At 40.2% G+C, this 26,375-nt stretch carries 19 protein-coding genes; 10 read left to right on the top strand and 9 right to left on the bottom strand.

Going from position 1 to position 26,375, the window contains the following annotated elements; genetic code table 11:
• The first annotated feature begins 43 nt into the window (after window positions 1-43).
• Window positions 44-4,669: a YCF48-related protein gene (locus DTQ70_RS26495; protein ID WP_122933593.1), complete on the top strand. Its 4,626-nt coding sequence runs from the start codon at window positions 44-46 to the stop codon at window positions 4,667-4,669.
• A 4-nt stretch (window positions 4,670-4,673) separates the two neighbouring features.
• Here DTQ70_RS26495 and DTQ70_RS31215 read toward each other — a convergent pair whose 3' ends face one another.
• Window positions 4,674-4,805, bottom strand: coding sequence for a hypothetical protein (locus tag DTQ70_RS31215; protein ID WP_255417939.1), 132 nt, complete (start codon window positions 4,803-4,805; stop codon window positions 4,674-4,676).
• A 117-nt stretch (window positions 4,806-4,922) separates the two neighbouring features.
• Between DTQ70_RS31215 and DTQ70_RS26505 the strand changes: the two genes are divergently transcribed.
• Window positions 4,923-6,974 (top strand): S9 family peptidase, encoded by a 2,052-nt coding sequence (locus tag DTQ70_RS26505; protein ID WP_122933594.1) that lies wholly within the window; start codon window positions 4,923-4,925, stop codon window positions 6,972-6,974.
• Window positions 6,975-6,985: 11 nt separating this feature from the next.
• Here DTQ70_RS26505 and DTQ70_RS31365 read toward each other — a convergent pair whose 3' ends face one another.
• From DTQ70_RS31365 to recQ, 3 genes are all read right to left on the bottom strand, one after another.
• A complete protein-coding gene (locus DTQ70_RS31365) occupies window positions 6,986-7,186 on the bottom strand; it encodes a hypothetical protein (RefSeq protein WP_122933595.1) in 201 nt (66 codons plus the stop codon).
• Between the two features lie 142 nt (window positions 7,187-7,328).
• Window positions 7,329-7,559: a DUF433 domain-containing protein gene (locus DTQ70_RS26515; RefSeq protein WP_122933596.1), complete on the bottom strand. Its 231-nt coding sequence runs from the start codon at window positions 7,557-7,559 to the stop codon at window positions 7,329-7,331.
• Window positions 7,560-7,593: 34 nt separating this feature from the next.
• Window positions 7,594-9,741 (bottom strand): DNA helicase RecQ, encoded by a 2,148-nt coding sequence (recQ, locus tag DTQ70_RS26520; RefSeq protein WP_122933597.1) that lies wholly within the window; start codon window positions 9,739-9,741, stop codon window positions 7,594-7,596.
• Window positions 9,742-9,933: 192 nt separating this feature from the next.
• Between recQ and DTQ70_RS26525 the strand changes: the two genes are divergently transcribed.
• From DTQ70_RS26525 to DTQ70_RS26545, 5 genes are read left to right on the top strand one after another with little or no spacing between them, the layout of a single operon-like run.
• Complete coding sequence (locus DTQ70_RS26525) at window positions 9,934-12,159, top strand: DEAD/DEAH box helicase family protein (RefSeq protein ID WP_122933598.1); 2,226 nt, start codon at window positions 9,934-9,936, stop codon at window positions 12,157-12,159.
• Complete coding sequence (locus DTQ70_RS26530) at window positions 12,156-12,368, top strand: hypothetical protein (RefSeq protein WP_122933599.1); 213 nt, start codon at window positions 12,156-12,158, stop codon at window positions 12,366-12,368. Before DTQ70_RS26525 ends, DTQ70_RS26530 begins: the two co-directional genes overlap by 4 nt.
• Before the next feature lie 2 nt (window positions 12,369-12,370).
• The gene (locus tag DTQ70_RS26535; protein WP_122933600.1) at window positions 12,371-14,560 is read left to right on the top strand and encodes an AAA family ATPase; all 2,190 of its coding nucleotides are present in this window, start codon (window positions 12,371-12,373) and stop codon (window positions 14,558-14,560) included.
• Window positions 14,561-14,562: 2 nt separating this feature from the next.
• Window positions 14,563-15,057 (top strand): hypothetical protein, encoded by a 495-nt coding sequence (locus DTQ70_RS26540; protein ID WP_122933601.1) that lies wholly within the window; start codon window positions 14,563-14,565, stop codon window positions 15,055-15,057.
• A gap of 5 nt (window positions 15,058-15,062) precedes the next feature.
• Window positions 15,063-15,476 (top strand): hypothetical protein, encoded by a 414-nt coding sequence (locus tag DTQ70_RS26545; RefSeq protein WP_122933602.1) that lies wholly within the window; start codon window positions 15,063-15,065, stop codon window positions 15,474-15,476.
• Here the strand turns inward: DTQ70_RS26545 and DTQ70_RS26550 are convergent.
• The 5 genes from DTQ70_RS26550 to DTQ70_RS26570 are packed head-to-tail and all read right to left on the bottom strand — an operon-like array spanning window position 15,473 to window position 22,458.
• A complete protein-coding gene (locus DTQ70_RS26550; protein WP_122933603.1) occupies window positions 15,473-16,735 on the bottom strand; it encodes a DGQHR domain-containing protein in 1,263 nt (420 codons plus the stop codon). The two genes, DTQ70_RS26545 and DTQ70_RS26550, sit on opposite strands and share 4 nt — an antisense overlap.
• A complete protein-coding gene (locus tag DTQ70_RS26555) occupies window positions 16,728-17,276 on the bottom strand; it encodes a GIY-YIG nuclease family protein (RefSeq protein ID WP_122933604.1) in 549 nt (182 codons plus the stop codon). Before DTQ70_RS26555 ends, DTQ70_RS26550 begins: the two co-directional genes overlap by 8 nt.
• On the bottom strand, window positions 17,239-18,345 hold the full coding sequence (locus tag DTQ70_RS26560) for a phosphoadenosine phosphosulfate reductase family protein (RefSeq protein WP_122933605.1): 1,107 nt from the start codon (window positions 18,343-18,345) through the stop codon (window positions 17,239-17,241). Before DTQ70_RS26560 ends, DTQ70_RS26555 begins: the two co-directional genes overlap by 38 nt.
• Entirely contained in the window at window positions 18,342-21,560 is a 3,219-nt protein-coding gene (locus DTQ70_RS26565; RefSeq protein WP_122933606.1) for a hypothetical protein, read from the bottom strand. The genes DTQ70_RS26560 and DTQ70_RS26565 overlap by 4 nt, the downstream gene beginning before the upstream one ends.
• Window positions 21,550-22,458: a DUF4007 family protein gene (locus tag DTQ70_RS26570; protein WP_122933607.1), complete on the bottom strand. Its 909-nt coding sequence runs from the start codon at window positions 22,456-22,458 to the stop codon at window positions 21,550-21,552. The genes DTQ70_RS26565 and DTQ70_RS26570 overlap by 11 nt, the downstream gene beginning before the upstream one ends.
• 213 nt (window positions 22,459-22,671) lie before the next feature.
• On the opposite strand from DTQ70_RS26570, the gene DTQ70_RS26575 reads away from it, so the two are divergent.
• The 3 genes from DTQ70_RS26575 to DTQ70_RS26585 all read left to right on the top strand — a co-directional run bounded on the left by DTQ70_RS26575 (window position 22,672) and on the right by DTQ70_RS26585 (window position 26,257).
• A complete protein-coding gene (locus DTQ70_RS26575; RefSeq protein ID WP_122934572.1) occupies window positions 22,672-23,106 on the top strand; it encodes a DUF5990 family protein in 435 nt (144 codons plus the stop codon).
• A 133-nt stretch (window positions 23,107-23,239) separates the two neighbouring features.
• Window positions 23,240-23,578: a PadR family transcriptional regulator gene (locus tag DTQ70_RS26580; RefSeq protein ID WP_122933608.1), complete on the top strand. Its 339-nt coding sequence runs from the start codon at window positions 23,240-23,242 to the stop codon at window positions 23,576-23,578.
• An 18-nt stretch (window positions 23,579-23,596) separates the two neighbouring features.
• Complete coding sequence (locus DTQ70_RS26585; RefSeq protein ID WP_164490220.1) at window positions 23,597-26,257, top strand: ABC transporter permease; 2,661 nt, start codon at window positions 23,597-23,599, stop codon at window positions 26,255-26,257.
• Window positions 26,258-26,375: the final 118 nt, after the last annotated feature.

The raw sequence follows: 26,375 nt of genomic DNA on the forward strand, positions 1-26,375 counted from the left end.
GACTTCAGTTTGAGAAAAGTTTCCATTATTTAAAAAAATAGGTATGAGAGTTTTTTTACTAATCGCCTTGTTTTTTGTTGCTTGGAGCTCTGCTACGTATGCCCAAAATACGTTTGAACTGACAGGGTCTGAAAGCACTTGTGCTGGTGTTCCTATTACCCTCACGGCTAACAATTGTACAGGAAGTCTGCGCTGGAATACGGGAGAAACAAGTACGACCATTACTGTCGTTCCTACAGTGACGACCACTTACTATGCTACCTGTACTGTCAACGAAGTAAAGACCGTATCAAGCATTTCCCCAATTGTGTTGCCTGTTATTACAGTGAGTTCCAGCACTGGACAGTGCTTTACACCAGGGAACACTACTCTTACTGCCAGCGGAGCACCTAGTGGATTTTCCTTGGTATGGAAAAAAGATGGAAATGTCATTGACGGGGTATCAGGTAATACTTATATCCCTACGCAAGCAGGTAGCTATACGGTCGAACTTCCTCACCAAGGAGAGTGGGTGTTCCAAAGCCACCTCCCTCATGGTCATAGTCTTAACGATATACACATGGCTGACGCCAATATAGGAGTCGCCGTGGGCGATTTAGGCATAATAGAGCGTACGACCGATGGCGGTATCACTTGGAATCCAGTTAGCTCTCCTACTACTAATAATCTTCTAAGTGTTCATTTTATTAATGCTTCAGTCGGTTGGATTGCTGGGGAATACATTCTTTTAAGAACCACCGATGGTGGACTAAGTTGGAATAGTGTAAATAGTGTGAGCACAAGTTATAGCGGATATTATGAGGAGATTACCTTCATAGATGCCAATAATGGTTGGATAGTAGTCAATTCTCCTATGGGTACTCTTTTGAGAACCACCAATGGGGGAGCCACATGGACTATCCAAAATACGGGTATGTACCACCAAAGAGATATTCACTTTATCTCTTCCTTGGAAGGATGGGTAGTGGGATTCGGCACGGCCAAAAAGACTACCGACGGCGGGAGAACGTGGGTGACTATGAATCTGGGGGAGACAGGTCTTCTGAATGATGTATTTTTTGTTTCATCTACGCATGGTTGGATTATTTCTGATGATAAAGTATATCGAACCACTGATGGAGGAAATACGTGGAGTTCAAGTTCCAATGGAGGATCTTCGGTCTTCTTTACAAGTACAATGGAGGGGTGGTTAACGTCTGGAAACGCTATTTACAAGACCATCAATGGGGGGGCAACTTGGGAAATATCTAATCAAAACTCCTCGCCATTGCAAGCTATTTATGCCAGTAGTACAACTAATGTTGTTGCAGCGGGCATTGCTGGGACAATCCTTCAATCAACAAACTCGGGTACTAATTGGGTGAATACATTCAGCCAAACACTTACCTCAGCTATTTCAAGCATAAAGGCAATAAATGCTACGCAAGCCTATTTAGGAGGAGAAAATGGCACAGTCTATAAAACCATCAACGGAGGAAAAACGTGGTTGTCTTTAAATAGTGGTACAAGCAATTATCTAAGAGGTATTGATTTTGTGGATGCCAATACTGGCTGGGTAGTAGGAGATAGTGGGACTATTAGAAAAACAACCAATGGAGGCGCTACGTGGGCTTCTCAAAATGCAGGTTCAGGCTGGAGTTTTAAGAAAGTACAATTTATCAATGCGATAACGGGATGGATATCGCATTCTGGAACCAATATATTTAAAACGGTTGATGGAGGGGCTACGTGGAGCATGGTTAGTACAGGTTACAGCATCAACGACTTTCATTTTGTGGATGCCAATACTGGTTGGGTGGTATCAAGCAATGGTATATTGCTTAAAACTACGGATGGCGGGCAAAACTGGGCAACTGTGCCCTCTGGTACATCAAATTATTTGTCCTTGGTTTATTTTAAAGACATTAACAATGGTTGGGTGGGTGGTGATATTGTTATGAAACGTACTACTGATGGTGGTAGTACTTGGGTTGCTCAGAACATCCCTGGGTTTGGAACAGCCAAGTTAAGTATGTCATTTTCTAATGCCAATGAAGGATGGGTGACTATCCCTTATGACAATGGAGTTTTTAAAACCACTGATGGGGGAAATACATGGGTGTGGCAACCTATTGGACTTTATGATAAATTCGCTCAAATTAGCTTTGCGGATACGCAAAGTGGCTGGGGACTCAGTTATAATGGTGTTATCATGAAATACACTAAAGTTACGACTCCTTGTGTATCTAATTCGGTAATACTTAATATGTTAGCACCAGCGCCTCCGTCTATCACCAGCAATAATCAGCAAAATGTACTTTGCAGTGGTAGTAGCATTACTTTAACGGCTGCGGGTTGTATTGGAACGTTACGGTGGAATACTGGGGCAACGACAAGTAGTATTACCGTAAGCCCCGCTTCAACTACTTCCTATAATGCCTATTGCAAGGATGATAACGGCTGTACATCACAAGCGTTTATGGGAGTTGGTGTTATACCAAAACTACGAATAGACAGTACCCTCGCAGGGCCGTGCCAAACTGTAATATTGAAAGCAGGAAATTTATCAAGTTCAACAACTATTTTTTGGAGAAAAGATGGTGTACCTATTAGTGCTGTCAATGGAAGTACCTTTACAGATGCAAGTGCAGGTAGCTATACAGTAGAACCCATACTGGTAGGGGCATGGGTAAGCCAAACGGGTGAAATAACCCCAAATGATCTAAACAGTGTTGTTTTTCCCACTTCTTCTTTGGGGATAGCTGTGGGTAACAATGGAGTTGTTCTAAAATCAACAGATGGGGGAGCTACTTGGCAACCCCGTCCCAGTGGGGTCAAAGAGCATCTTTCAAGTATTAAAATGGTATCATCATCAATAGGTTGGGCAGTGGGATACAGGGGGACAATTATCAAAACCATGGATGGAGGAGAAAGTTGGATATCACAAAGCTTGAATTCTGAAAGTTCTATAAATGCTGCTTCGTTTGCTGATGAATATAGGGGGTGGGTGATTGCAAGTGGAAGAAATATTTATACTACAGCCGATGGGGGTAATACTTGGATAATGAAACTGAGTATATTGGGCAATGTGTTGTATGATGTAAAAGCAATATCTGCCACTACTGCCTGGGTGGCTGCTAGTTATGGACTCCTTCTTAAAACCACAGATTCGGGTAATACTTGGATGCCTGGACACTTAAATATAACAAGTGCACTAAAGGGTATTACTTTTATTGATGCTTTCAATGGTTGGATTGTAGGAGAAAATAGTACTGTTCTAAAAACTGCCGATGGAGGAAATACTTGGATTCCTCAAGTCGTTAGCGCAGTCAATAACTTGGACAAAATACAATTTATTGATTCAACTACTGGTTGGTTTCGAGGCGATAGTAAAATATATAAAACAACTGACGGGGGAGTGACTTGGAGAGAAGCAAGTGATAATTCTCCTTTTGGATTGAGAAATTTTTTTATGAAAAATGCCAATGAAGGGTTATTGGTAGGAACAAATGGAGCCATTGCTCAAACGAGTGATGGAGCTATTACTTGGAAATCTGTAGGCGAAATTCCCCAACGTTTTTACAGGGATATTCATTTTATCAATGATACTATAGGTTTTGCTGTTGGAAATGGGGTTTTGGCAAAAACCATCAATGGCGGTAAAAAATGGACATCTCAAGTCCTCAATAATAATTACTATGATTTGTTTTTTGTAAATGATACACATGGCTGGATAGTAGGTAGTAAAAACCCTGGTTTTGTCAATGGTATTTTGGCTACAACTGATGGTGGTCAAACGTGGGTACAGCAGCCAGTAGGTGATATGAATAGTTATATTAAGTTTAATAGTGTGTATTTTTTAAATACTTACATAGGGTGGACTGTAAGCGATTTTGGAGGAATTTATAAAACTAATAATGGTGGATTAACGTGGATAAAGCAAAATAGTCCTACCCCTCAAAACCTTAAAAGTGTATATTTCATTGATACGAACCAAGGGTGGGCTGTAGGAGAAGGTGGAGTTATCATTACGACGAATAACGGTGGTGAGACTTGGAAATATCAGAAAAGTACTACTACTACTACGTTTACCTCTGTGCATTTTACTAGTAAGTCTAACGGCTGGGCGGTAGCTTCTGAACAAGAGGGAGTTTATAAAACCATTAATGGAGGTACAACTTGGGTTAAGCAGGATATTGGCCCTAATACGTCTACTATATTTCTCTATAATTATAATGCTCGGGTACAGTTTTTAGATGAAAATAATGGTTGGATATTGGGAGCAGACAATGCCTTTTCAACGACGGATGGTGGTATTACGTGGAAGAAATCGTATCATTTTAATACGAATACTGGTATGTACTTTATTAACCCTACCACAGGGTGGATAGTAGGAAATAATAGAATCATGAAGTTCGAACCCGCCAATACCTGTGTTTCTGAGCCTGTAATAGTAACTTCGATGGGGGTTGGGGCACTCCAAACGGTGAAATCAGGAAATTGGAATGACCCGACGGTTTGGAGTTGTGGGCAAGTACCTTCGATTACCCAAAATGTAATCATAAAATCGCCTCACGTTATTAACATATCGGTTAATCAACCAGCGAAGTGTAAAAATGTTTTAATTGAACAAGGAGCGGTGTTCAACGTACCCATGGGTGCGAACTTTGAAGCGAGTAGTTGGCGATAAAAGTCTACCGAAACACTTTCTCCAATACTGCCTCAAATCCCTCAAAAATAACGGATTGTGCGGGTAGTTGGTCGTAAATGCCACCTAGTTGGTACTGCCCATTTTCGAGATAATAGACATGAATTGGTTTTTCCATTCAGTATAAGAGTACTACTAATGCCATACCTATCTGACTTAACCACAGTGTAGATTATTTCTCAAAAACTGCCTTACTTTACGGTTTAAATCTAAAGCCGATAAATCTGTTCTTTCTATGACGATACAGCCACCTAAAGCCAACAAAAAGCCCCATTCATTAGAAATTCATAACGATGTTCGCGTTGATAACTATTACTGGCTACGCGACCGCGAAAACCAAGAAGTAACCGACTACCTCACGGGCGAAAATGCTTATACTGAGGCAATGATGGCACCTTTCAAAGAGCTGCGAGAGGAATTGTTTGTTGAGATGAAATCGAGAATCAAAGAGCAGGACGAATCGGTGCCGTACAAAGACGGGAACTATTGGTACTATTACCGCTACGAACAAGGCGGCGAGTATCCGATTTATGCCCGAAAGTACCAAACGCTGGACGCTGAAGAGGAAATTATGCTCAATCCCAACGAATTGGCCGAGGGTCAATCGTACTATAATGCTACTTTCCCCGAAATCTCCGACAACGAAGAAATCGCCGCTTTTGGGGAAGATACCGTGAGTCGGCGGTTATATACATTGCGCTTTAAAAACCTCAAAACGGGAGAGTTATACCCCGAGGCAATTCCAGATACCGAAGGTGGAAACTATGCGTGGTCGGCGGATAATCAGACCGTTTTTTACATCCGTAAAGACCCCGAAACTTTGCTTGGCTATCAAGTGTGGCGGCACGTCCTCGGTACCAAGCCCGAGGAAGATGTGTTGGTTTTTGAGGAAGAAGATGACCAATTCTATTTGGGGCTTCACCGCATGAAATCAAAAAAATACATTGCGATTTCGTCAGACCAAAATGGCGTGATGACCGAGTATTTGCTACTCCCCGCCGATGCGCCCACGGCCGAATTTAGGTCATTTTTGCCGCGCCAACGGGGGCATGAGTATTCCGTTGATCATTTTGAAGACCGTTTTTACATCCGAACCAACCTAAACGGGGCGTTCAATTTTTGCTTGATGCAAGTAGCCGAAGCAGCTCATGCCGATACAACGCAGTGGCAAGTGGTGATTCCGCACCGTGAAGAGGTGTATTTTGAGGGATTGGAAGTGTTTCGGAATCATTTGGTGGTGCAGGAGCGTTCGGAGGGATTGCTGCACATACGCGTGATGAACCAGCAAAACCAAACGGAGCATTACCTCAATTTTGGCGAAGCGGCCTACACGGCTTACGTGGGTACAAATCCCGATTTTGACACCACTACTTTGCGTTACGGCTATACTTCGCTTACAACCCCGAGCAGCACGTTTGATTACAACATGGAAACCCGCGAACGGGTGTTGCTCAAACAACAAGAGGTGTTGGGGGAATTTAGCAAAGACGATTACCATACCGAACGCTTGTTTGCTCCTGCTCGCGATGGCGCTTTGGTGCCGATTTCGGTTGTTTATAAAAAAGGATTTGTGAAGGACGGAAACGCGCCTTTGCTCCAATACGCCTACGGTTCGTACGGTTATTCCATCGACCCATCGTTTAGTGCGGCACGGCTGAGTTTGTTGAATCGTGGGTTTGCGTTTGCCATTTGTCACATCCGAGGAGGGCAAGAAATGGGGCGGAATTGGTACGAAAATGGCAAAATGCTGCACAAGAAAAATACCTTCACCGATTTTATTGATTGCGCCCAATTTCTGATTCAAGAAAAATGGACGTCGTCGGCAGGGCTTTTTGCCATGGGAGGAAGTGCAGGCGGATTGCTGATGGGCGCGGTGGCCAACATGGCGCCTGCGCTGTACCGTGGCATGGTGGCTCAAGTGGCGTTTGTGGACGTGGTCACTACCATGCTCGACGAAAGTATTCCGCTCACGACGGGTGAGTACGAAGAATGGGGAAATCCGAATGAACAGGTGTATTACGACTACATGAAATCGTACAGCCCCTACGACAACGTAACGGCGCAAGCCTACCCCAACATGCTCGTCACAACGGGCCTACACGACTCGCAAGTGCAGTACTGGGAACCTGCCAAATGGGTGGCCAAACTGCGCGAATTGAAAACGGATGACAACCTCCTTCTCTTTCATTGCGACATGGACGCAGGCCACGGTGGTGCTTCGGGGCGCTTCAAACGCCTGAAAGACATTGCGTTGGAGTATGCGTTTATGTTGAGTTTGGTGAACTAGGAAGGAGGCTGTTAAATCCTTCTTTTCCTCATTTTTTGGGTTGTAAGGGTAGTAAAACAGCCCTGTAATTCTGGAAGGCGTTGTTGTAGAAGATTAGTCAGAATAGCTTTGATTTGTTCAGTTTCCTTAAAATGATAACGTAACAATAAAACGCTGACCCCTTCGACATGGTGAGAGAAGCCCCATTCACCAAAGTCTTTATCTTCAGTCAATATAATTCTAGGGGGAGTTCGGGAAAATTCAATAATTTCTTCGTCCCGAATTCCCTATTCATTTCATAAACAGAATAGACGTCGATACCTATTGCTCTAATCGCCTCAATAAGTTGATGATCAATATTTTCATCTGCTAAAATCATGCTGCCGAAACAATAGGTTCTTCATTGGCAATAACGTCAGCTGCATATTGGTAAACAGCATGAATATCCTCGTTGGTCAGACTAGGATACATGGCTAATAAATCATCAAGGGTAGCACCTTGAGATAATTTACGCAAAATCAGTTCGACAGTAATACGAGTTCCCTTGATGGTGGGTTTTCCCAGCATTAGTTCATGGTTTGAAACAATACGTTCTTGGTAAGTCATTTTGCAGTCGGTTTTTACAAATATACATAATTACCTAATTTCTTTTCCCCCACAAAGCCAACGCAATTCGTAGCTTATAATACTCATAATGGCCTTCTAAATGCTCAAAAAGCGGTTTGAGGGCAGCCTGGGAGGCGATGCCCAAAGCTTCGGCGGCCTCGGTAATGGCTCGGTACTCGTTTTTGGTGAGGTACTGCCAAAGGTCAATTTCTTGTCCGTCTTCGTAGAGTTTGGCTAGGTGCGAATAAATCGTCAACTCGTTCAAATTCCGTCGCTGCGCGATTTGCTGAGGTGAAAGCCCTTGCTTGTACAAATCGTGGGTTTCGATGTAGGTCATTCCACTGACGATGCGGGTGCCTGGTGCGGTTTTCTCGCGGGCATATTCCAAAATCTCGTTGATAAAAGCCTCGCCGTAGTGCGCTACTTTGGCCTCGCCTACCCCCGAAACTTGAAGCATCTGAATACGGTTGACGGGGCGTTTTTCGGCCATGTCCGAGAGCGTGGCATCGGAAAAGACCACAAAAGGCGGCACATTTTCTTCTTCGGCTAAGCGTTTGCGCACCTTGCGTAGGCGTTCAAAGAGTTCATCGCGGATGATTTCTTTCTTGGTCTTGACGGGCTCTGCTTGTTCTTCTTGGCGTTTGCGTTTTTCTTCGTACGACTCAAAACGTACCAATTCCACCTTACGCTCACCGCGCAAAACGCGCCACGAAATCTCGTTGAGTTTCAGCGAGTGCGCTTCGTCGTAGGCCACGTCCATAACACCCGAATTGAGCATTTGGGTCAAGTATTCGGCCCACTCTTCGGCGCGGAGGTCGCGGCCTACGCCAAAGGTTTTGATTTTATCGTATCCTCGCTCCGTAACGCTACGGTTGTGCGAACCCCGCAAAACATCAACCAGCATCCCCATCGCTATTTTTTGGTCGGTACGGGCAATGGCCGACAAGGCTTTTTGGGCTGATACCGTGGCGTCGAATTTGGAACGGGGGTTGCGGCACACGTCGCAGTTGCCACAATCGCGTTCGACGGTTTCGTTGAAATAACTCAACAAAATACGGCGGCGGCAGTGGTCGGCTTCGGCGTATTGTTTCATGCGGTCGAGCTTGGCAAACTGAATGTCTTTCATGTGTTGCGGCAACTCCGAATTTTCAATCATGTCGCGGCGCATAATCCAATCGGCAAAGCTGTAAAACAACATCGTCGTCGATTTGAGGCCGTCGCGGCCTGCCCGCCCAATCTCTTGGTAAAAACTTTCGACGTTGCTGGGCATGTTGTAATGGATAATCCAGCGCACGTTCGATTTATCAATCCCCATTCCAAACGCTACCGTCGCTACCATGACCTGCACGTCGTCGCGCAGGAACGCATCCTGTACGGCAGAACGGTCTTCGGCGGGCATTTTGGCGTGGTAAAAGCGGGCATTGATGCCTTTGGCGCGTAGTTTGAGGGCAATGTCTTCGGTGGTTTTTCGGGCGAGGCAGTAAATAATCCCCGACTGATTGGGGTGGTCGTGGATGAACTGCTCGATGACTTTGATTCGGTTGCGTCCTGGCAAAACGTTCAGCGAGAGGTTGGGACGGTCAAACGATGCCTCAAAAACGCGCGCGTCGGGAATACCCAATTGTTTCAGCACGTCGCGACGCGTGACGCGGTCGGCGGTGGCGGTGAGGGCAATCATCGGCACGTCGGGGAAGGCCGTTTTTAGGACGTGGAGTTGGGTATATTCGGGACGAAAATCGTGGCCCCATACCGAGACGCAGTGCGATTCGTCCACGGCTAACAGGTTGACTTTTAGACCTCGAACAAAATCCATGCAACTAGGCGTAAGCAGTTTTTCGGGGGCGATGTACAGCAGCTTGACTTCGCCCGCGTAACATTGCCGTTCGATGGCGTATTGTTCGCTGCTGCTGAGGGTGCTATTGAGGTAGGCCGCGCCTACGCCGTTGCCTCGCAGGGCCTGCACTTGGTCTTTCATGAGGGCAATCAGCGGCGACACCACAATCGTGAGTCCCTCGGTCATGAGGGCGGGCACTTGATAACACACAGATTTTCCGCCACCCGTGGGCATCAGCACCATACAATCGTTTCCTGCCGATACCCAATCAATAATTTCCGCTTGCAGTGGCCGAAAAGTGTCGTACCCGAAATACTGTTTTAAAATTTGTTCTTTGGTTTGTCTCATATTGCGGTGTTTTCTTACCAGACCACACTGTTACATCAAGTCGTTGACTGATAAAAAGCTACAAAGTAACCAGTAAGGCTAGATAAAGACAATAGAAAGAAGACAATGGGACGTCTGAAGTTTCAAAAATCCATCGTATAACATTTGTATTAGTTTAAGGATAAAGTTAGTTTTGTGGTAAAGGTTTTGCAAATGCTTTCAGACATAAAGTTTCCAAAAAGTAAGGAGTATCGTTCGGCAACTGAAAATGAACCATTGGCTTTTTACACTGAAGGTTTGTTAGAAAGTACCTATTTGGATTTGTTGCTTGGTTACTTTAGTAGCTCAGCAATCAGTACTTTGTCATTAGGCTTTGCAAAGTTTTTGGCTAATAATGGTACTGTTCGTTTGGTCATTAATCATATTTTGTCTGACAGAGATAAAAAAGTACTCCTCGAAAGCCAGTATGGGATTGATGAAGAGTATTCTGGCTTGCTACAAGACTTTGATAAATTAAGGAAAACCCTCGATAGCTATGGAGAGCATTTTTTTAAATGCTTGGCATGGTTGATTTCGACGAAACGTATTGAGATAAAGTCGGTTAGGCCGAAAGGGAAAGGGGGCATTTCTCATTATAAATCTGGGGTTTTTAAGGACGGAATCAACCAAGTAAAATTCAGAGGCTCCTGTAATTTTACAGCAAGCGGCTTGCTTGAGAACTTGGAAGAGCTTGATATAAAATTATCTTGGGAGGGGGGTAAAGAGGGGATTGAAGAGTACCAAAATTTATTTGAGCAAATCTGGAACGGCGAAGCAAATTATGTTGAGTATGTAGCATTTGCACAAATTGAATCTATCATTGAGCAAAACTATGGGGGACTTGATTTGAATGAGCTTTTAATTGAAGAAGAGGAGCTTATTAAACAAAAAGCACGAAAGAATAATGAACCTAATACACTGAAATCTTTACAGAAAGCCTTGGAAAAAATTGAAACATACTTATCTGAACCAAGATTTCCTTATCCTAGTGGTCCTCGTGAATACCAGAAAGAGGCATACCAAAACTGGCTTAATAACAACAAGCAAGGAATTTTTGCAATGGCAACTGGAACGGGCAAGACAATAACGTCTCTTAATTGTCTTTTACAGGAAATTTTGCATAATGAAGAATATATATACCATTGTATTATCTTAGTTCCAACAATAACTTTGGTAAATCAGTGGGAACAAGAAGCAAGAAAGTTTAACTTTCAAGAAATTATTAAAGTTTCTTCAAAAAGCCAATGGGAAAGTGAGTTAGCCACTACTTTATCGACAGCAAAAAGAATCCCAATTTCATTTGTAATTATTACAACTTATGCTTCTTTTATAAAAGAACGGTTTCAAAAATACGTTCAAAAACTTCCTAACGATACTTTATTTATAGCTGATGAGGCCCATAATATTGGCTCTACAAGCGTACTTAAAAGCTTATCAATATTAACACTTCAAAATCGGATAGGATTATCAGCAACTCCTAAAAGAATTTATGATATTGAAGGAAGTAAGGCAATGGAAGCTTTTTTTAATGACAAAGAACCCTACATTTACTCTTTTTCAATGGAAAGGGCAATAGATGAAGGAATTCTGTGTAAATACTATTATTATCCTCACATAGTAAATCTTACGGATGGTGAACTTGAACAATATATAGAGATAACAAAAAAACTGGCTAAATTTTTTAATAAAAAAACTGGTAGTTTAGATGATAATGAAATAGTTCAAAAATTATTGTTAAAACGGAAAAGGATTATTCATAAAGCGGCAAATAAACTTTCAAAAACACGAGAGATATTAGAAAATCGTTTTAGAATTGAAGGTAATTTAAAGTACACATTTATTTACGTTCCCGAGGGAAATACCCAAGAGATATTGGATGAAGATTCGGATGATGAAGAGTCACTGAGAATTATAAACCAATACACAAGAGAGATAGGAAGGATTGATGAATCTATAATGATTAATCAATTCATAAGTGGGATGAATAATAGAAATGAAATTTTGGAGCAGTTTAAAGATGGAAAAATACACGTTATAGCTTCTATGAAGTGCTTGGATGAGGGTGTAGATATTCCACGTGCAGAATATGCGATATTCTGTTCAAGTACAGGTAACCCCAGGCAGTTTATACAAAGAAGAGGGAGAATTTTACGTACTCACCCTCGTAAAAACATAGCCGTTATCCATGATTTGATAATTGTACCCGACATACAATCATCAGATTCAAATTCAGAAACGTTTAGAGTTGAAAGAAGCTTAGTAGAAAAAGAATTGGAGCGAGTGATGTATTTTGCATCTTTGGCAATTAATCCTTACGAAACTGAAAATGTTTTTTCCAGGGTCTGTGAACATTATGATTTGAATATTTATACAATTCACCAAAACTTGAAATCCCAATGACAAAAGAAGATATACTAAGAACTTTTTTAGAGGATGAATTATTTGTCGAAAAAAAGTACTTAAAGGACGAAGAGGCTAAAAAATTTAGATGGTCTCAACTACATGGAAACAACTTGATTGACGTAATTAAGGTTGCCATAGAAGGTGAACTTCAGAAAGAAAGTGCGAATGTTACTGAAAAAAAGATAAATACACTTTTAAATAGATAATAATGATATTAAAGAGCATTGAGTTAACTAACTTTATGTGCTACGCAGGCACAAATAGGTTTGACTTTACAGAAGGTATAAACGTAATTATAGGTGATAACGGGTATGGAAAATCTAAACTGTATGATGCTTTTTATTGGGTAATGTACAATAAGTGTTTTAATACATCAAAAAAAGATTTTGCTGATACTTCTTCTCTAAAACGTTTGATTGTCTCAGATAAGGCTATTTATGACATTGAGGAGGGGGTTGTAACAGCGTCTGTGGTATTAACTTTTCATAATCTTGAAAAAGATAGTGTTTATATTTTAGAAAGGAGATATAGTATAAAAAAAACGTTCGATAAAATAATAGAAGACCAAGACAGCGAAGAAGTGGTTTTGTTTAAAGAAATGTCCTATTTGAACTCAAGGCAAGTGACAGATAAAGATGAAATAAAAAGAATAAAAAATAACATATTGCCTGATAATATTAAACCTTACATGTGGTTTCAAGGTGAGCAAGTTGAATCAATTATAGATTTTAATAAAAGCGATACACTAACACAAGCAATAAATGTACTTTCTAATATAACAAGATTTGATAATATAATAAACTTAGCGAAATCTCTTCAAGAATCTTCTGCAAAAGAATATCAAAAAAAGCAACGTGATTTAAGCGGAGACAGAGGGAGAAGTGAAAGTTTGGAAGTAGAAAGACAAAAACTATTAGATAAAATAAAAGCTCTTGAACTTCAAGATATTCAGATTCAAGATACTTTAGCTACCGCCGAAGAAAAGTCGGAAAACTTGCTGAATAAGCTAGCAGATGCTCAAAAAATTCGCGAAATAGAAGCCAAAAGAAATGCAGTTGAAAAAAACCTAAATGATGTTCAAGAAGAGTTTGATGAAGAGCAAAAGAACTTACATAAGCGTATGTTTACTAATAAATGGGTTTTAAAGGGTACCGAAAACCTGTTTGAAGATTATAGCAATATTTATAATTTATTTGAGCGTAAAAAACTACAAAAAGAAGCTCAAATACAAGCTAAATTAGACTCTGAGAATGCACTTGTAAAAGAGCTTCAAGCAAGATTGCCTATCGATGTTCCTGAGCCAATACATGTTCACCATATGTTGGAAATTGAACGATGTCTGGTGTGTGACCGCGAAGCCCCTAAGGATTCAGAGGCATGGTTGAAAATAAAGGAGCTTCTTGATCGCTCTCAAATGAAGATAAAGACGTTGGAAGATGAAGAAATGGGTGTGCACAATTTTAGCTTTGATTTAAAGAAACTCTACCAAAATGGTTTAGGGCTAAGTCATAACATAAGAAATATTGATGCAGATATTGCATCGACATATAGGAAGTTGAGGCGCCTTGATAAAAGGCGAAAAGCATTAGTAGAAGAGTTAGCAACGATTGAGTCTGAAAAAAATAGCCTTATTGTAGATGCCGCTTTAAATGTAAGCCAGGCTAATAATCTTTTAAATGAGTTCAATGCGCAGAATGAACTTGTTAAACGTTCTAGCAATCAAATTATTTCAAATGCTAATTTTTTAGCAAAAAATAAGGAAGAACTGGCAAAAATTGACTCTGATTTAAGCAAGTTAGTGGTTGGAGAGATTCCAGCTTATCTTTCTGAAAAAGTAAAAGTGCTAGAGGAGTTTTATCAAGTTGCTCAATCTACCAGAAAAAGAGTTTTCAATAGGCTTGTTAAGCTTTTGGAAGATGAAGCAAATAAGCATTATCAAGAAATGACTCAAAGCAACATGTCTTCAAGAGGTATTATCAAATTAAAAGAGCTAAGTAATGGAAAGAACTATATGCCTGAACTAGTGGATGAACAGGGTAATGTATTATTGCAGCTAAATACGGGCAATATTATTCTTATCAAGCTTGCCACTATCATGGCTATCATTTCTGCACGGCAAGGTTCGCGAGATACTGATTTATATACTTTAATTACGGATGCACCGATGTCTGTTTTCGGGGAAGATTATACGATTGGCTTTTGTAAGACAGTAAGTAAAGTGTACCGACAAAGTATAATTATGAGTAAGGAGTTTTATAAAAATGAAAAGCTTAGAAATCGGCTACTTACTGATGACGAAATAAAACTTGGGAAAGTATATTTAATCACTCCCTCAATTTCGGAAAATGCACGCACAAACCGAAACAGCCTTTCTACAAATATTGAAAAATTGAATTAATAATGGAGTTATTGAAACGTATAAAAGACAGGTCACCAGAATATGATAGCCAATATTATCAAATGATATTGGATTTTACCATTGAACAGGGGGGCAAAGCGGGGACAAGCACGGAAGAAACCCGATGGAAGCAAGGAAAATATTTCTCAACTCGCTATGAAATGTACATGTACGCAGCGCTATTAGGGCTGAAAAAGGACTATAAAATACCTATTGCTTATGGTACAGAAAAAAACAAATTTATCGAGATGCGTTCTTGGCAACCACAAGATATAACTGAGTATATTATTATGGGTGTACTAACAAAATCAGGAATTGACTTTAATGAACTTGAGAATATGGAAGAGAGTAAAGTTGAAAAACAAATTACTGAATTGCGAGGTTTGTTGGAGGAATATGCCAATGGTGGTTTTGATATAATTCGCTCTAAGCGAGAAGAAGACCCCTCATTTTTCCTGCATAATGATAGATGTTTTATTGAATTACTAGACGAATAAACTTTATGCTTTACAGTCAAATCCTTAACCCTTACCCTGACTTTACCGAGGAAAAAGCTAAGAAAGCGGCTGATTTATTGAACGACGTTTTGGAAGGTCGAAAACCTTCTTATAGCCTCAGTCTCTATGATTCGGCTGTGTTACAGGCAGCTAAAGAAGTGATAGAGCGTGTGTTAAAATATGAATTTGGCAGCGATTTTGATGATAACGAATATTGGGAAAGCGAATACCTCAAAGTACTTTACCGCTGGCTCGAAACCATTGCATTTTATGATGCCGATGGAATGTGGTTCTTAAAAGACGTTACTGAATGTAGCTTTGAGGACTTTGACCTTGAATACTACCGTGATGAATTTGCTATGATGCACTTTGATATGAATGTGAGAATAATGCTTAATTTAAGATTAGGCAAAAATTAATTAAGTAATTGACTTGGGCTTATATTAAAGTTATTATAAACCTCTAAATCTTTTGCTGTTCTATTAACCTGTATACCTATTGCCTCCAATATTAATAGAAAAGCGTAACGTTGTTTTGCTTTTTCTGTACTCAGTGTCCCTGTTTCGCTATCCCAAAATATTTGCTCCCAAATTGAGTTTGCAAGATTAAAATTGTCTCTAATAAAGAATTGAAAAGCTTCATTTTCCATATTTCTTTCTCTTGCAACTTTCAAAACAGCAAATAAAATATTTTGTCCTATTGGTCTAAATAATAGACTTGCGCTTCGTTCTTGTCTATTTACATATCCAGTTTCAAAAAAAATGTTTAATGAAGGGATTTCGTTAATTAGTTTCTCAAATAAGTCTATTAGTATACCATATTGTTTTTCTAACTCGCTGTCAGAAATTCTTTGATTACTAAACCTAAAAGTATTAAAACCATTCACATTTATACCAAAAACTGTTTTATTAGTTAATAGTGTCTGTATCCCATCATAAAGAACCCAAATATTAGAAAATTCAGTAGTATTATTTGGACTAATTACTCTCGTTTTATTCCATAAAATTTTGCCAAAAAATCTACTATACTTTTCTACTACCATTCTTGCAAGAATAGCGGAATTGTCATCTTCACTAAGTGCTATTTGTTCAGTTTTATTAACAGGCTTAGCATACCTATTTAAGGTTGAAAAAAGTCGCCGAGTTCTAACTTTTCCTATGTCTTGAGTACCATGGGCAACAAAAATAATCGGAACCTCTTCCTCATTTAAATCTTCGCCTTCTTCAACTGTTTTTCTAATCCCCATTGCTCTATGTTGACCATCAATAGCAAAAATTCGTTCTTCTCCACTTAATGTTAGAATTCCGAATGTCCTCCCTAAGTAATCAAGTGTTTCTTCCGTTAGATTGGCATTAGACTGTGAAACTGTGCTAACATCAAGCTCCTGCCAAGCAGGTTTGCCACCATATATACCTAATATTAAGCTGTTGAAAAATCGTTGCGGTTGTTCATTTAAGTAATTTACGATTTGCCTTGTCCTATTTTCATCAAGTTCTCTTTGTATCCAATCTCCCAATTTAGTTTCTTCATTATAAGCATCAATTTCTTCTGGCAATCTTACTCTTTGAGCAACTTGAATGAATGGCATCAATGTTACATAATAAAGCCAATCGCCTATTTTACCTCTAAGTGTAGGTAATGATAATGGTGGTGATGGCTGAAAATGGCTCTTATTCATAAATATTTTGAAGTTCAGGTTTGATTTTAGCAATTGGAATGAGGGTATTTATGGGAGGAAAGAATATATTCAAAAGCCTTTCTTCACAATTATCCACATTTTGTTGAGCGGGAATCTCTGCATAGTAAAAATAAATATGATCTCTATAAACTTTAAGCATCTCATATACCTTAGAGCGCGGCTTCCCTTTACCACTCTGGTCATTTAAATATTCTTTATAACGGTCATATAACGTTCTATTTGTTTTCCCTACGTAGAATAAATAAGATGTTTCAAAGAAATGTGGGACATTGGGTTTCACTACAAAACAATATATCCCTTTCTCACGCGGAATAGTGCCATGGTTCGATGCTTCAAACCTACATAAGTTCCAAATTAGTGGTATAGGAACATGATTAACTGTATTTTCCCAAAAGGAAGGATAAAGTAGGAATCTTCTTATATGAAACTGAACTGTCGCTTTTTCCTGAAAATTAATATCAAAAGCCATAGAAAAGTATTTTTTAAATAAAACAGGCCGCACAGCCTTCGCTTTCAGCATCGTTTAAAATATCAACTAAGTAATGAGAACGCGTCTTTTTAGCGGTGCGTTCGGCGCGTTTAATGGCATCTTCCTTGATTTGTTGCATACGCTCAGGTGCTATTAACTCCTCAAGTGTTTCGTCTTCATTCCAAGTATAGCCGTCTTTTTCGTAAGCCTGCGCCAAAGCAAACTTATCGGGGTGCTGTTCATAGAGCCAAATCCACTCGATTTTTTGTTGGAAGAAACAAAAATAGCAACCTGAGCGAGAACGGGCGTATTCCCCTTTTTTGCCGTTTACTTCAAATTCTATCTTCTTGTAATAGGCAGGAACACCCACCCCGCTATCCTCTAACAAACGAAAAATATCATTTAAAACCAAAATCTCATCGTTTTCTACTAATGGAAAGTAATCAACTTTTGCTAATGGATAGTCGGTTGTTTTAAGATAGGCAAAGACAATTTTATTAAATGCCTTTGTGTCAGTATCAAGCAATAGCTTGAGTTTTTGTGGACGGCTGAAGGTAGGGGAAAGTGGTTGGTTCAAAAGTTCTTCAAACCTAGTTGATTGATGCTGAGAGGGTAGTTGTTGATAGAAGTCAAGCATGATGGATAAATTGCCATTAGCCAATGCTTTAGCAATTACATCCTCGCTCCAAATATTCTGTCGAAACGGAAAAATGGACTGAATGTTCGATTTTTTAGAAATATATCCTTCGCGGTCTTCATCTCCGCGTATGCCCACGTATGAAATAACGGGCGTGTCTCCTACAAACTTCTCAAAAGGGTCAAGTTTGAGTTTTTTGGTACACCACCGCGAATTTGCTGATGGCAAGTAGCCGCCGTAGCGTGTCAAAAAGTGATCAAAAGGGGCGTGGTCGCTTCCGTCAGCAGCTTGTAATGTTTTTATGGGTTTTTTGAGAAGGTCGTTTAAACGTTCTATCAAGGCATACGTTTCTTCTAGCTCTTTACCCGTGTCACTTGTATAATACTCAATATCCAACTCAGGATACAACTGGTTCATATAGAGCGCAAGAGCTGCACTATCTTTTCCTCCCGAAATACCTAACACGTGTCTAACTTGGCTCATGGTGCTAATAACTCTTTCAAAATGTTGGTCAATGCTACAATATTCAACGATTTATCATCGGAAAGCGTTCGTCTGATGTCGTTTTCCAAGATAGTTGCTTTTTCTAACTTAGTTTTAGGTAAGCGTACCAAATTTTTCTGAATCCCCTCGGCAAAAGAAGAAAACTCAAAGCCTACTGCTTCTTCCTGCTCGGTATTGACATCAACACTTGAAAGATTGGTAAGACTATCTAACTCTAAAATCATTTGACGAAAACGGTCATGGAGTAGCAGCTCATCTTCGTCTTTGAATTTATCAAATCCACGGCCAACTAATGATTGAGCAACGCCATTCAACCACGCTTTTCGGTCGTCTAAGTCCGAATCAATGCGTTGAATGAATGTTTTTTGAGAAGTTAATAGCAAATGCTTTTTAAGGCTTTTAAACCTTTTCTGTAAAGCTATTTGATATGCACTAAACGAAAGGTCTTTGCCTATGCAATCTACCAAAATCACATTTTCAAATCGGCTAATCAACTCATCATGGCTTGTTCTTAGTTCACGAATGGCTTCTTGGAGGCGGTCTGCGTAGTTTGCCAAACTGTCTGCCGAACGTTGAAGCGTATCTATTGAATAGCCTAACGCCGTAGGAAAATCCTCAAAAAAGGTTTTTTCTGGGTCTTTAGATTTAGCTATAGCTTCCCGAATCGCTATTGTTTCGCGGTTGAGACGCTTGGTGGTTTTTGAATACTCTGGCAGCTTATTGTAAAATACGAGTAGAGGTTTAATAGTTTCAATAAATGCTTGATTATCAAACCGTAATCTTGTACTTAGGTTCATTAATCCACGGTAGCTGTTAAATAAGTCTAAACGCACCCCTTCCAAATCAAATGCTTTGATTTCGTATTTATGAGGCACTTTGCCAATCATTTCGAAGACATCGGGTGTTAAAACAGGAACATACCCAGATTCATCACTGAAAAGCGCAAAATCATTCCGTTTGAGAAATAAAAACGTAGGAATCCAAAAATCGATTAGACCTTGTTTTAGTTTGAAGGGACGGCGATTTAATTCGTCTATCAACTCTGAAAGGCGGCGTTTCGATTTTTTTGATTTTTCTAAGAAGGCAATGCAGGTATCCCAAAGTGGTCTAAAAGAAGAATCTGAGGCTATTTCATCAGAAAAATCGACCGATTCAGTATAGAGCTGTACCCCGTTTTCCTTGAGTAAAGTAATGTAAATTGTTTTCTCAGGAGGGAATCGGTCTGCATCAAAACCCAACTCAGGTAAGTGCCAACTATCAACAAGCCTTTTAATGTATTCTTTTTTAGCCGTGATAATAGAACTTGAAAGACGGTGCTTATTGACCAATTCATTTCTAAATGAAGGCGTATCGGGATAGACTTTCACACAAATCTGTGAAAGATATTTGTTGAAATCCGTTTCATTTTTGATTTGAATCTCTTTGCCCTCAAAAACCCATACCACTTCTCCGCTGAAAGTTCTTGCTGTTAAGTAGTTGTTTAAGAGTTTTTTGTGATGATACAACACACTTTCCAACTCCCTCACGGCCACCTTATCTTCGGCATTATCAACCAAGACTTTATTAGTTTTCTCAATCTCAAATAATTGGTCTTTTATCTTGCGGGCGTTTTGATAATACCCATAAATGATTGCTTCCTTCTGACTAGCCGATATGTCCTTTACCGTATCAAGCGGTAATTGGTCGTTAAAAATCAAATTAATAAACCCGTCGGTTTCATCCATTGGGGTTATTTCTATGGGATTTTCTGAAATTCTGTACTCAAACATGCGAGGCGTGCCATTACGTAAAGCATACATTTTTGCCATCACAGGAGATAAGTCCAGGTATTTTGCCAACGAGTTGGCAACGTCATTGATTTCGCTTACTTCATTACTCGCCTCATTTAATGCCAGTTGAATATCAAGGTCAGTCCCTTCAAATAGGATATACCGAGTACTAAACTTGCGATAAATGATGATTTTCCTTCTCTCAAGGTCATCAATCAACGAGCCAGCATTCTCAATTCCTAAACAGTTATGGGCGTAATTCACCAAAAAATTTTTGTCAATGACAGAACCTTTTGGTGTTGTCAATGACAAAAGCCCAATTGTTTTTACCAATTTTTCATAACTGCCTAACTTTTCATCAAACAACCTTTCTACATTTTCTAAAGAGGCTCTTATTCCTGACCAAATCATTAAGTCAGGATTGTTTTTGGAATTGAGAAAAGAATAGAAGTTAAAAATTAAATAATCATAAACATTGGCAATGTTATAAAAAGGATTGCTTGCTGATGCCGTAAAACGCTCCAAACCAGTGTGGTCAGTAGATTCTAAAAAAGAAAATAAGGAGCGTTCATTTTGCCCATATTTTTGCAAGCTCAATGTCAATGCATTAGCTGCCAATAAGTCCAAAGGAAACAACTTGAAGGCAATTTTCTCCGCAAAAGCCTGCTCGGTTTTAAACGCTTTGGTCAACTGAGCTATTTTGAGGGCTTTTTCGATGCGACCTTGTTCTTCCTTGCTTGGATTGCTGTTCAAATGTTCAGCTGCTAAATAAAGGAGTTGTTCAACGGGCTCATTAAAGGTAATTTCTCTAAAACGCCCTTTTACTTTAGACCACTCTTGGCGTTGGGTTTGGTTGAGTGAAAAAGCGTAAGCATCAAAGTTTTGATGAACAGTCGTGAGAAGACAAATATTATGGTCGGAATTGTTGACAAACTCCGTTAGTTGTTGAATGAAATACAGCTCGCGTTCGGGCTCATGCTGTGAGGCATATTCTAGAAATTTCCCAAATTCGTCAACTACCAATACTAAAAGTGGGTTTTTGTCTCCTAAATCATGGTAACGATTGAAAATTTCCGATAAAATATGCTGGGTTTGGTACTTACTGTCATTCACTCCAAAATGACTGGCAAATACCTCAGTAATGGATTTGTACTCACCTACAAAATTGATGAAAGATACATTCGGTTCCGCCAGCCAATTTAGCTTAAAGTAAGGCTTCTTACCGCTAAGGCTTTGTTCAAATGCCCAAAGAAAGGAAGATTTTCCCGTGCCGTAGCTGCCGATAATATTAAATGAGCGTAGTCCCTTCTTGAAATCATTTCCTAATTGGTTTGCCAGTTGAAGCGCATTGGGAGTAGGCAGATAAAATAAATCGCGGTTGGCATCACGAATGATATTAACCGAGGTTGAATATTTAGTGGCCATAGTATTCGTCTAAGATTTGGAAAGGGTCAGGTTTAGAATCGTTTTTAAATTGTAGCTCTCTAATTCCAGCTTGGTCGCTAAACACCACATTGGAATTTTCAGAAACAATTTCCTCTATTTTGGTCAACAGCCCTGTTCGGTTTAAAGCAAAAACAGTTCCTACTTGATTAGGGTCTTGTTCAAGACTGTTGAAGTTCAAAGAAATATCTGTCCCGCTTTGTTGCAGAATACCGTAGAGTACTATCGCACTTGGAAGTGTAGTACGCTCTGTATTTTCAATAACGTAAAACTCCTGTTTGTTTTCTTTTTTCTTATTATTTTCAATTATTTCAGTGTAAACGATTTTATGCCTTAAAAGGTCTATTTCTGTCAAAATACCTGCAAAACTTTCGTCTAAGTCTTTGGATTCAGAACGAAGATACATCTTTTGAAACACACCAAAGTCTGTTTCAACGGTGTTTGGATTTATAGCAGTGCCAGTTTGTTCGGATAACCGTTTGATAAAGCCCAGAAAACTATCTTTTGTAAATTCAATTTTCTCTCTTCGTAACTCATTAAAAATCAGTGAATAGATGCTTGCATGGCCTTTCGTAACTAAATGAAAATGCAGAAGCCAAAGGCTGGCTATATTTTCCAAATAGGGGTCGTAGCCTTCATCATCAAGTAATTTTATACCTAACTGCGTAAGTTTATCATTAGAGTCCAGTAGGTCAAAAGCTTTCATCCAATACCTAATAGAACCTACCATATTTTTGCCGACTCCTAACTCCACTACGGCATCTTCTTTTGTAAAAGAGCCTCCATTTTTTATGAAATCATACCCTTTTTTAAGCCAAAGGTATCGGCATTGAAAGGATTCATGGCCAGAAAATGTGTATTTTAACGTTGTTATACTCATCTATATGTTTGAGAATTTTCGCAAAAGTACAATATATAAAAATGCGGGGTTAATAAAAATTGCTATTTGCCTGTATAGACTCGTTCAATTCCCAAAGCCTCCACAAAGATGGCTGTTTTTAAGACGCGGTAAGTAAGAGAAAAGTTACTAAACTTGTGAAAAGGCGAATTGGCCACGATTATGTACTTTTACTTAACCAAATCACCCCAAGCCATGGAACGAGAAATTAAACTTCGGATTATTTTAGAAAAACCAACGCCTGCTACCGATTTCGGGATTCAGGAAGGGAGTGGGCACAACTACGTCACGCTCCAAAAGCAAAAATCAACAGGCGATGACCTGATGTTTGAAGCATCGGTGCGCGTGAAGCTTTCGGCGGATGGTTCACCCGTTTTTTTAGGGGCGATGACCCAAGGCCCGCCCAAAGAACGTTTTGTCTATATCGACATTGGCCGTGCGGCGGGGCAACTCGATACCCTGTGGAGCCGTCGGCTAAAAATCCCTCTGAAAAGTATTACGTGGGAGCTTATTCAGCAGTTGGAAACTACGCCACAGGCCGCGTTGGAAGTACGTGTGCCAGGCGTTGGTAAAGACGGTGGCCCCAACTGTGGCAGCGCTAAAAACGTGCTTTTTACTTGTCCACAATAGTACAGCCATTGTCCGTTTTTGGACATCTTCATTCTTCTTTATAGGCTTCAAAAGGCCAAATTAGGCCGTTTCCTGTACTGGCACAGGATTTGATTTGCATTATTATAACTAATCATCCTGAATCCCAATTTCAATGAAAAGAACTTTTCTAGGTGAGTTTGAAGAAATCGTTTTGCTCGTCGTTGCGGGCTGTTCTGAAGATGCCTACGGGGTCGTTATTTGGGAGCAGTTGCAGCAACAAACGGGGCGAAATATTACCATCAGTGCGGTACACGCCACGCTGTATCGACTGGAAGAAAAAGGGTTTTTGAGTTCCCAAATGGGCGGTGCTACGGCCGAACGCGGAGGCCGCCGTAAACGATTTTTTACCGTAACGGCCTTAGGAAGCCGAGCCTTACAGGAAATTCAAGTGCTGCGCGACCAGCTTTGGAAAGCCATTCCGCAGGGAAAATTACAGTTGATTGGTCAATAAATCAGTTTACAGTTTTTTATGGCTACCCAAAAAGAAAAATTTGAACCTCAAAACCGCCTCAATGATTCTTTTGAGCCGCCACGTTGGTCAGCTCGTTTGTTGGACTGGTTTGTAGCTCCGCATCTACGTGAAGATTTGCAGGGCGACTTGTACGAAATCTTTCAAAAGCGAGTCGAGCAGGTGGGCATTGTCCGTGCCAAGTGGGAATACACGTGGGCGGTGCTGCATTACCTGACGCCCTTTTTCTTTAAAAGACAACCGAAACAATATCCTCAACCCTTTTTTCCTAATCCAGCTATGATACGCAATTATTTTAAAATCACCTTCCGAAACCTTACTAACAATAAGGTGTATTCCTTCATTAATATCTTTGGTCTGGCTGCGGGTATGGCGGTAGCGATACTGATTGGTCTTTGGATTTACGATGAGTTGTCATACAACAAATATCATCAAAACTATGGCCGCATTGCACAAATAATGCAACACAAAACCTACGATGGAGAAAAAAAGACGGGTACCACTGTTCCACCGTTGGTTGCACAAGAGCTTCGGGACAGCTATGGTCCTGACTTTAGGTATGTGGTGCAGTCATCTTTCACGGATACCCATATTTTAACGACAGGAGAAAAGACCTTCGCCAAATTAGGCAACTATTGTGATTCGCAGATTACCGAAATGCTATCGCTGAAAATGATTAAAGGGTCACGGGCAGGTTTGACGGAACCCTATTCTATTTTAATCTCGGAATCGCTGGCTAAAGTCTATTTTGGAGATGCTGATCCTTTGGATAAAATAATGAAAGTAGATAACAAAGATGACGTAAAAGTTACTGGTGTCTATGAGGATTTACCTAACAATACCACCTTCGGGAAAGTATCTTTCTTTCTGCCTTGGGAGCTTTATAAAATTCAGAATCCTTGGGTCAAGGAGCAAAAAGAATGGAACGACGATTTTACAATGGCGTACGCTCAAATAGCGGACAATGTCGATATGGAAAAAGTCTCGACAAAGATTAGAAACGTCAAACTGAAAAAAGTCGATAAAGAAGCCGCATCTTATAAGCCTGAACTTTTTCTGCAACCGATGAGCCAATGGCATTTGTATTCAGAATTTAAGAATGGCAAAAATACAGGAGGGCGCATCGAATTTGTATGGCTTTTTGGTATTATCGGCGTGTTTGTGTTGCTGTTGGCCTGTATCAATTTTATAAATCTGAGTACTGCACGCTCCGAAAAACGAGCCAAAGAAGTGGGCATTCGCAAAGCAATCGGCTCGGTTCGTAGCCAATTGATAGGCCAGTTTTTTGCAGAATCATCATCTGTTGTTTTGTTGGCTTTTACCGTATCTCTATTATTAGTGGCGCTTATTTTGCCCGTATTTAATGAAGTCGCTGGTAAAAAAATGACTCTATTGTGGTCAAATCCTGTTTTTTGGTTATTGGGAATTGGCTTTAGCCTCTTTACTGCTGCTGTGGCGGGTTTTTACCCAGCGCTTTATCTCTCTGCTTTTCAGCCCATCAATGTTCTCAAAGGAACTTTTCAGGTGGGGCGTTTTGCCTCCATGCCCAGAAAAGCGTTGGTAGTTGTTCAATTTACAGTATCTGTTAGCTTAATTATCGGTACTGTTCTGATTTTCAAACAAATCCAGTTTGCTGCCAACCGCCAGATAGGGTACGAACAAAACGGACTTATTATGATTGAAATGTCCACTGACGACCTTCATTCTCATTTTGCAGCGGTGAGAGCCGACTTACTCAAATCAGGTATAGTCTCCGAAGTGTCAGAATCTTCTAGCCCTGTCACGGGGGTAAATAATAACATGAGTGGTTTGCAATGGAAAGGAAAAGACCCCGCCATGAAAGATGATTTCGCCAATATTCGCATAACGCATGAGTACGGCAAAACAGTGGGCTGGCAATTGAAAGAAGGAAGGGATTTCTCGCGTGAGTTCGCTACAGATTCTTCCGCCGTGATTTTGAATGAGACTGCGGTAAAATACATGGGGCTTAAAAACCCAATTGGAGAAACCGTACGATTTGCAAACCGAGATCATGTGGTAGTGGGGGTAATTAAAGACATGCTGATGGCATCGCCTTATCAGCCGATTAAACAAACTATTTTTTATATGAGAAACAGAGGTTTTGACTATCTGAATATAAAAATTAGCCCTACTGCAAGTACTTCCAAAGCATTGGCTGCAATTCAGGCAGTTTATAAGCGATACGCCCCATCAGTGCCATTTTCTTACAAATTTGCCGACGAAGAATATGCCGTCAAGTTCGGTCAAGAGCAACGTTTAGGAAAGTTAGCGTCTTTCTTTGCTGTACTTGCCGTTCTTATTTCTTGCTTAGGTTTGTTTGGGCTTTCTTCTTTTGTGGCCGAGCAGCGTACCAAAGAGATTGGCGTACGCAAAGTATTAGGTGCTTCGGTGGTCAGTGTTTGGGGACTACTTTCTAAAGAATTTGTGGTATTGGTAGTTATTGCATTTTTCATCGCTAGCCCTATTGCCTATTATTACCTTAATAACTGGCTCCAAAAATATACGTACCGCACCGAACTATCGTGGTGGATTTTTGCCTTGGCAGGCGTAGGGGCTTTGGCTGTTACATTGCTAACGGTCAGCTTTCAAGCCATCAAAGCTGCGTTGATGAATCCCGTAAAATCGCTACGGGCTGAATAGAGATTGAGGGAGAGCTAAAACAAAAAATCGCCGTCGGTAGGACCAACGGCGATTTTCTCTCTCTAACAGCCATAAAAACGAATACGATTATCTATCTAATCATCTTCTTGCTTACCTG

Origin of the sequence: Runella sp. SP2, assembly GCF_003711225.1 — a bacterium.
Taxonomy (GTDB): Bacteria; Bacteroidota; Bacteroidia; order Cytophagales; family Spirosomataceae; genus Runella.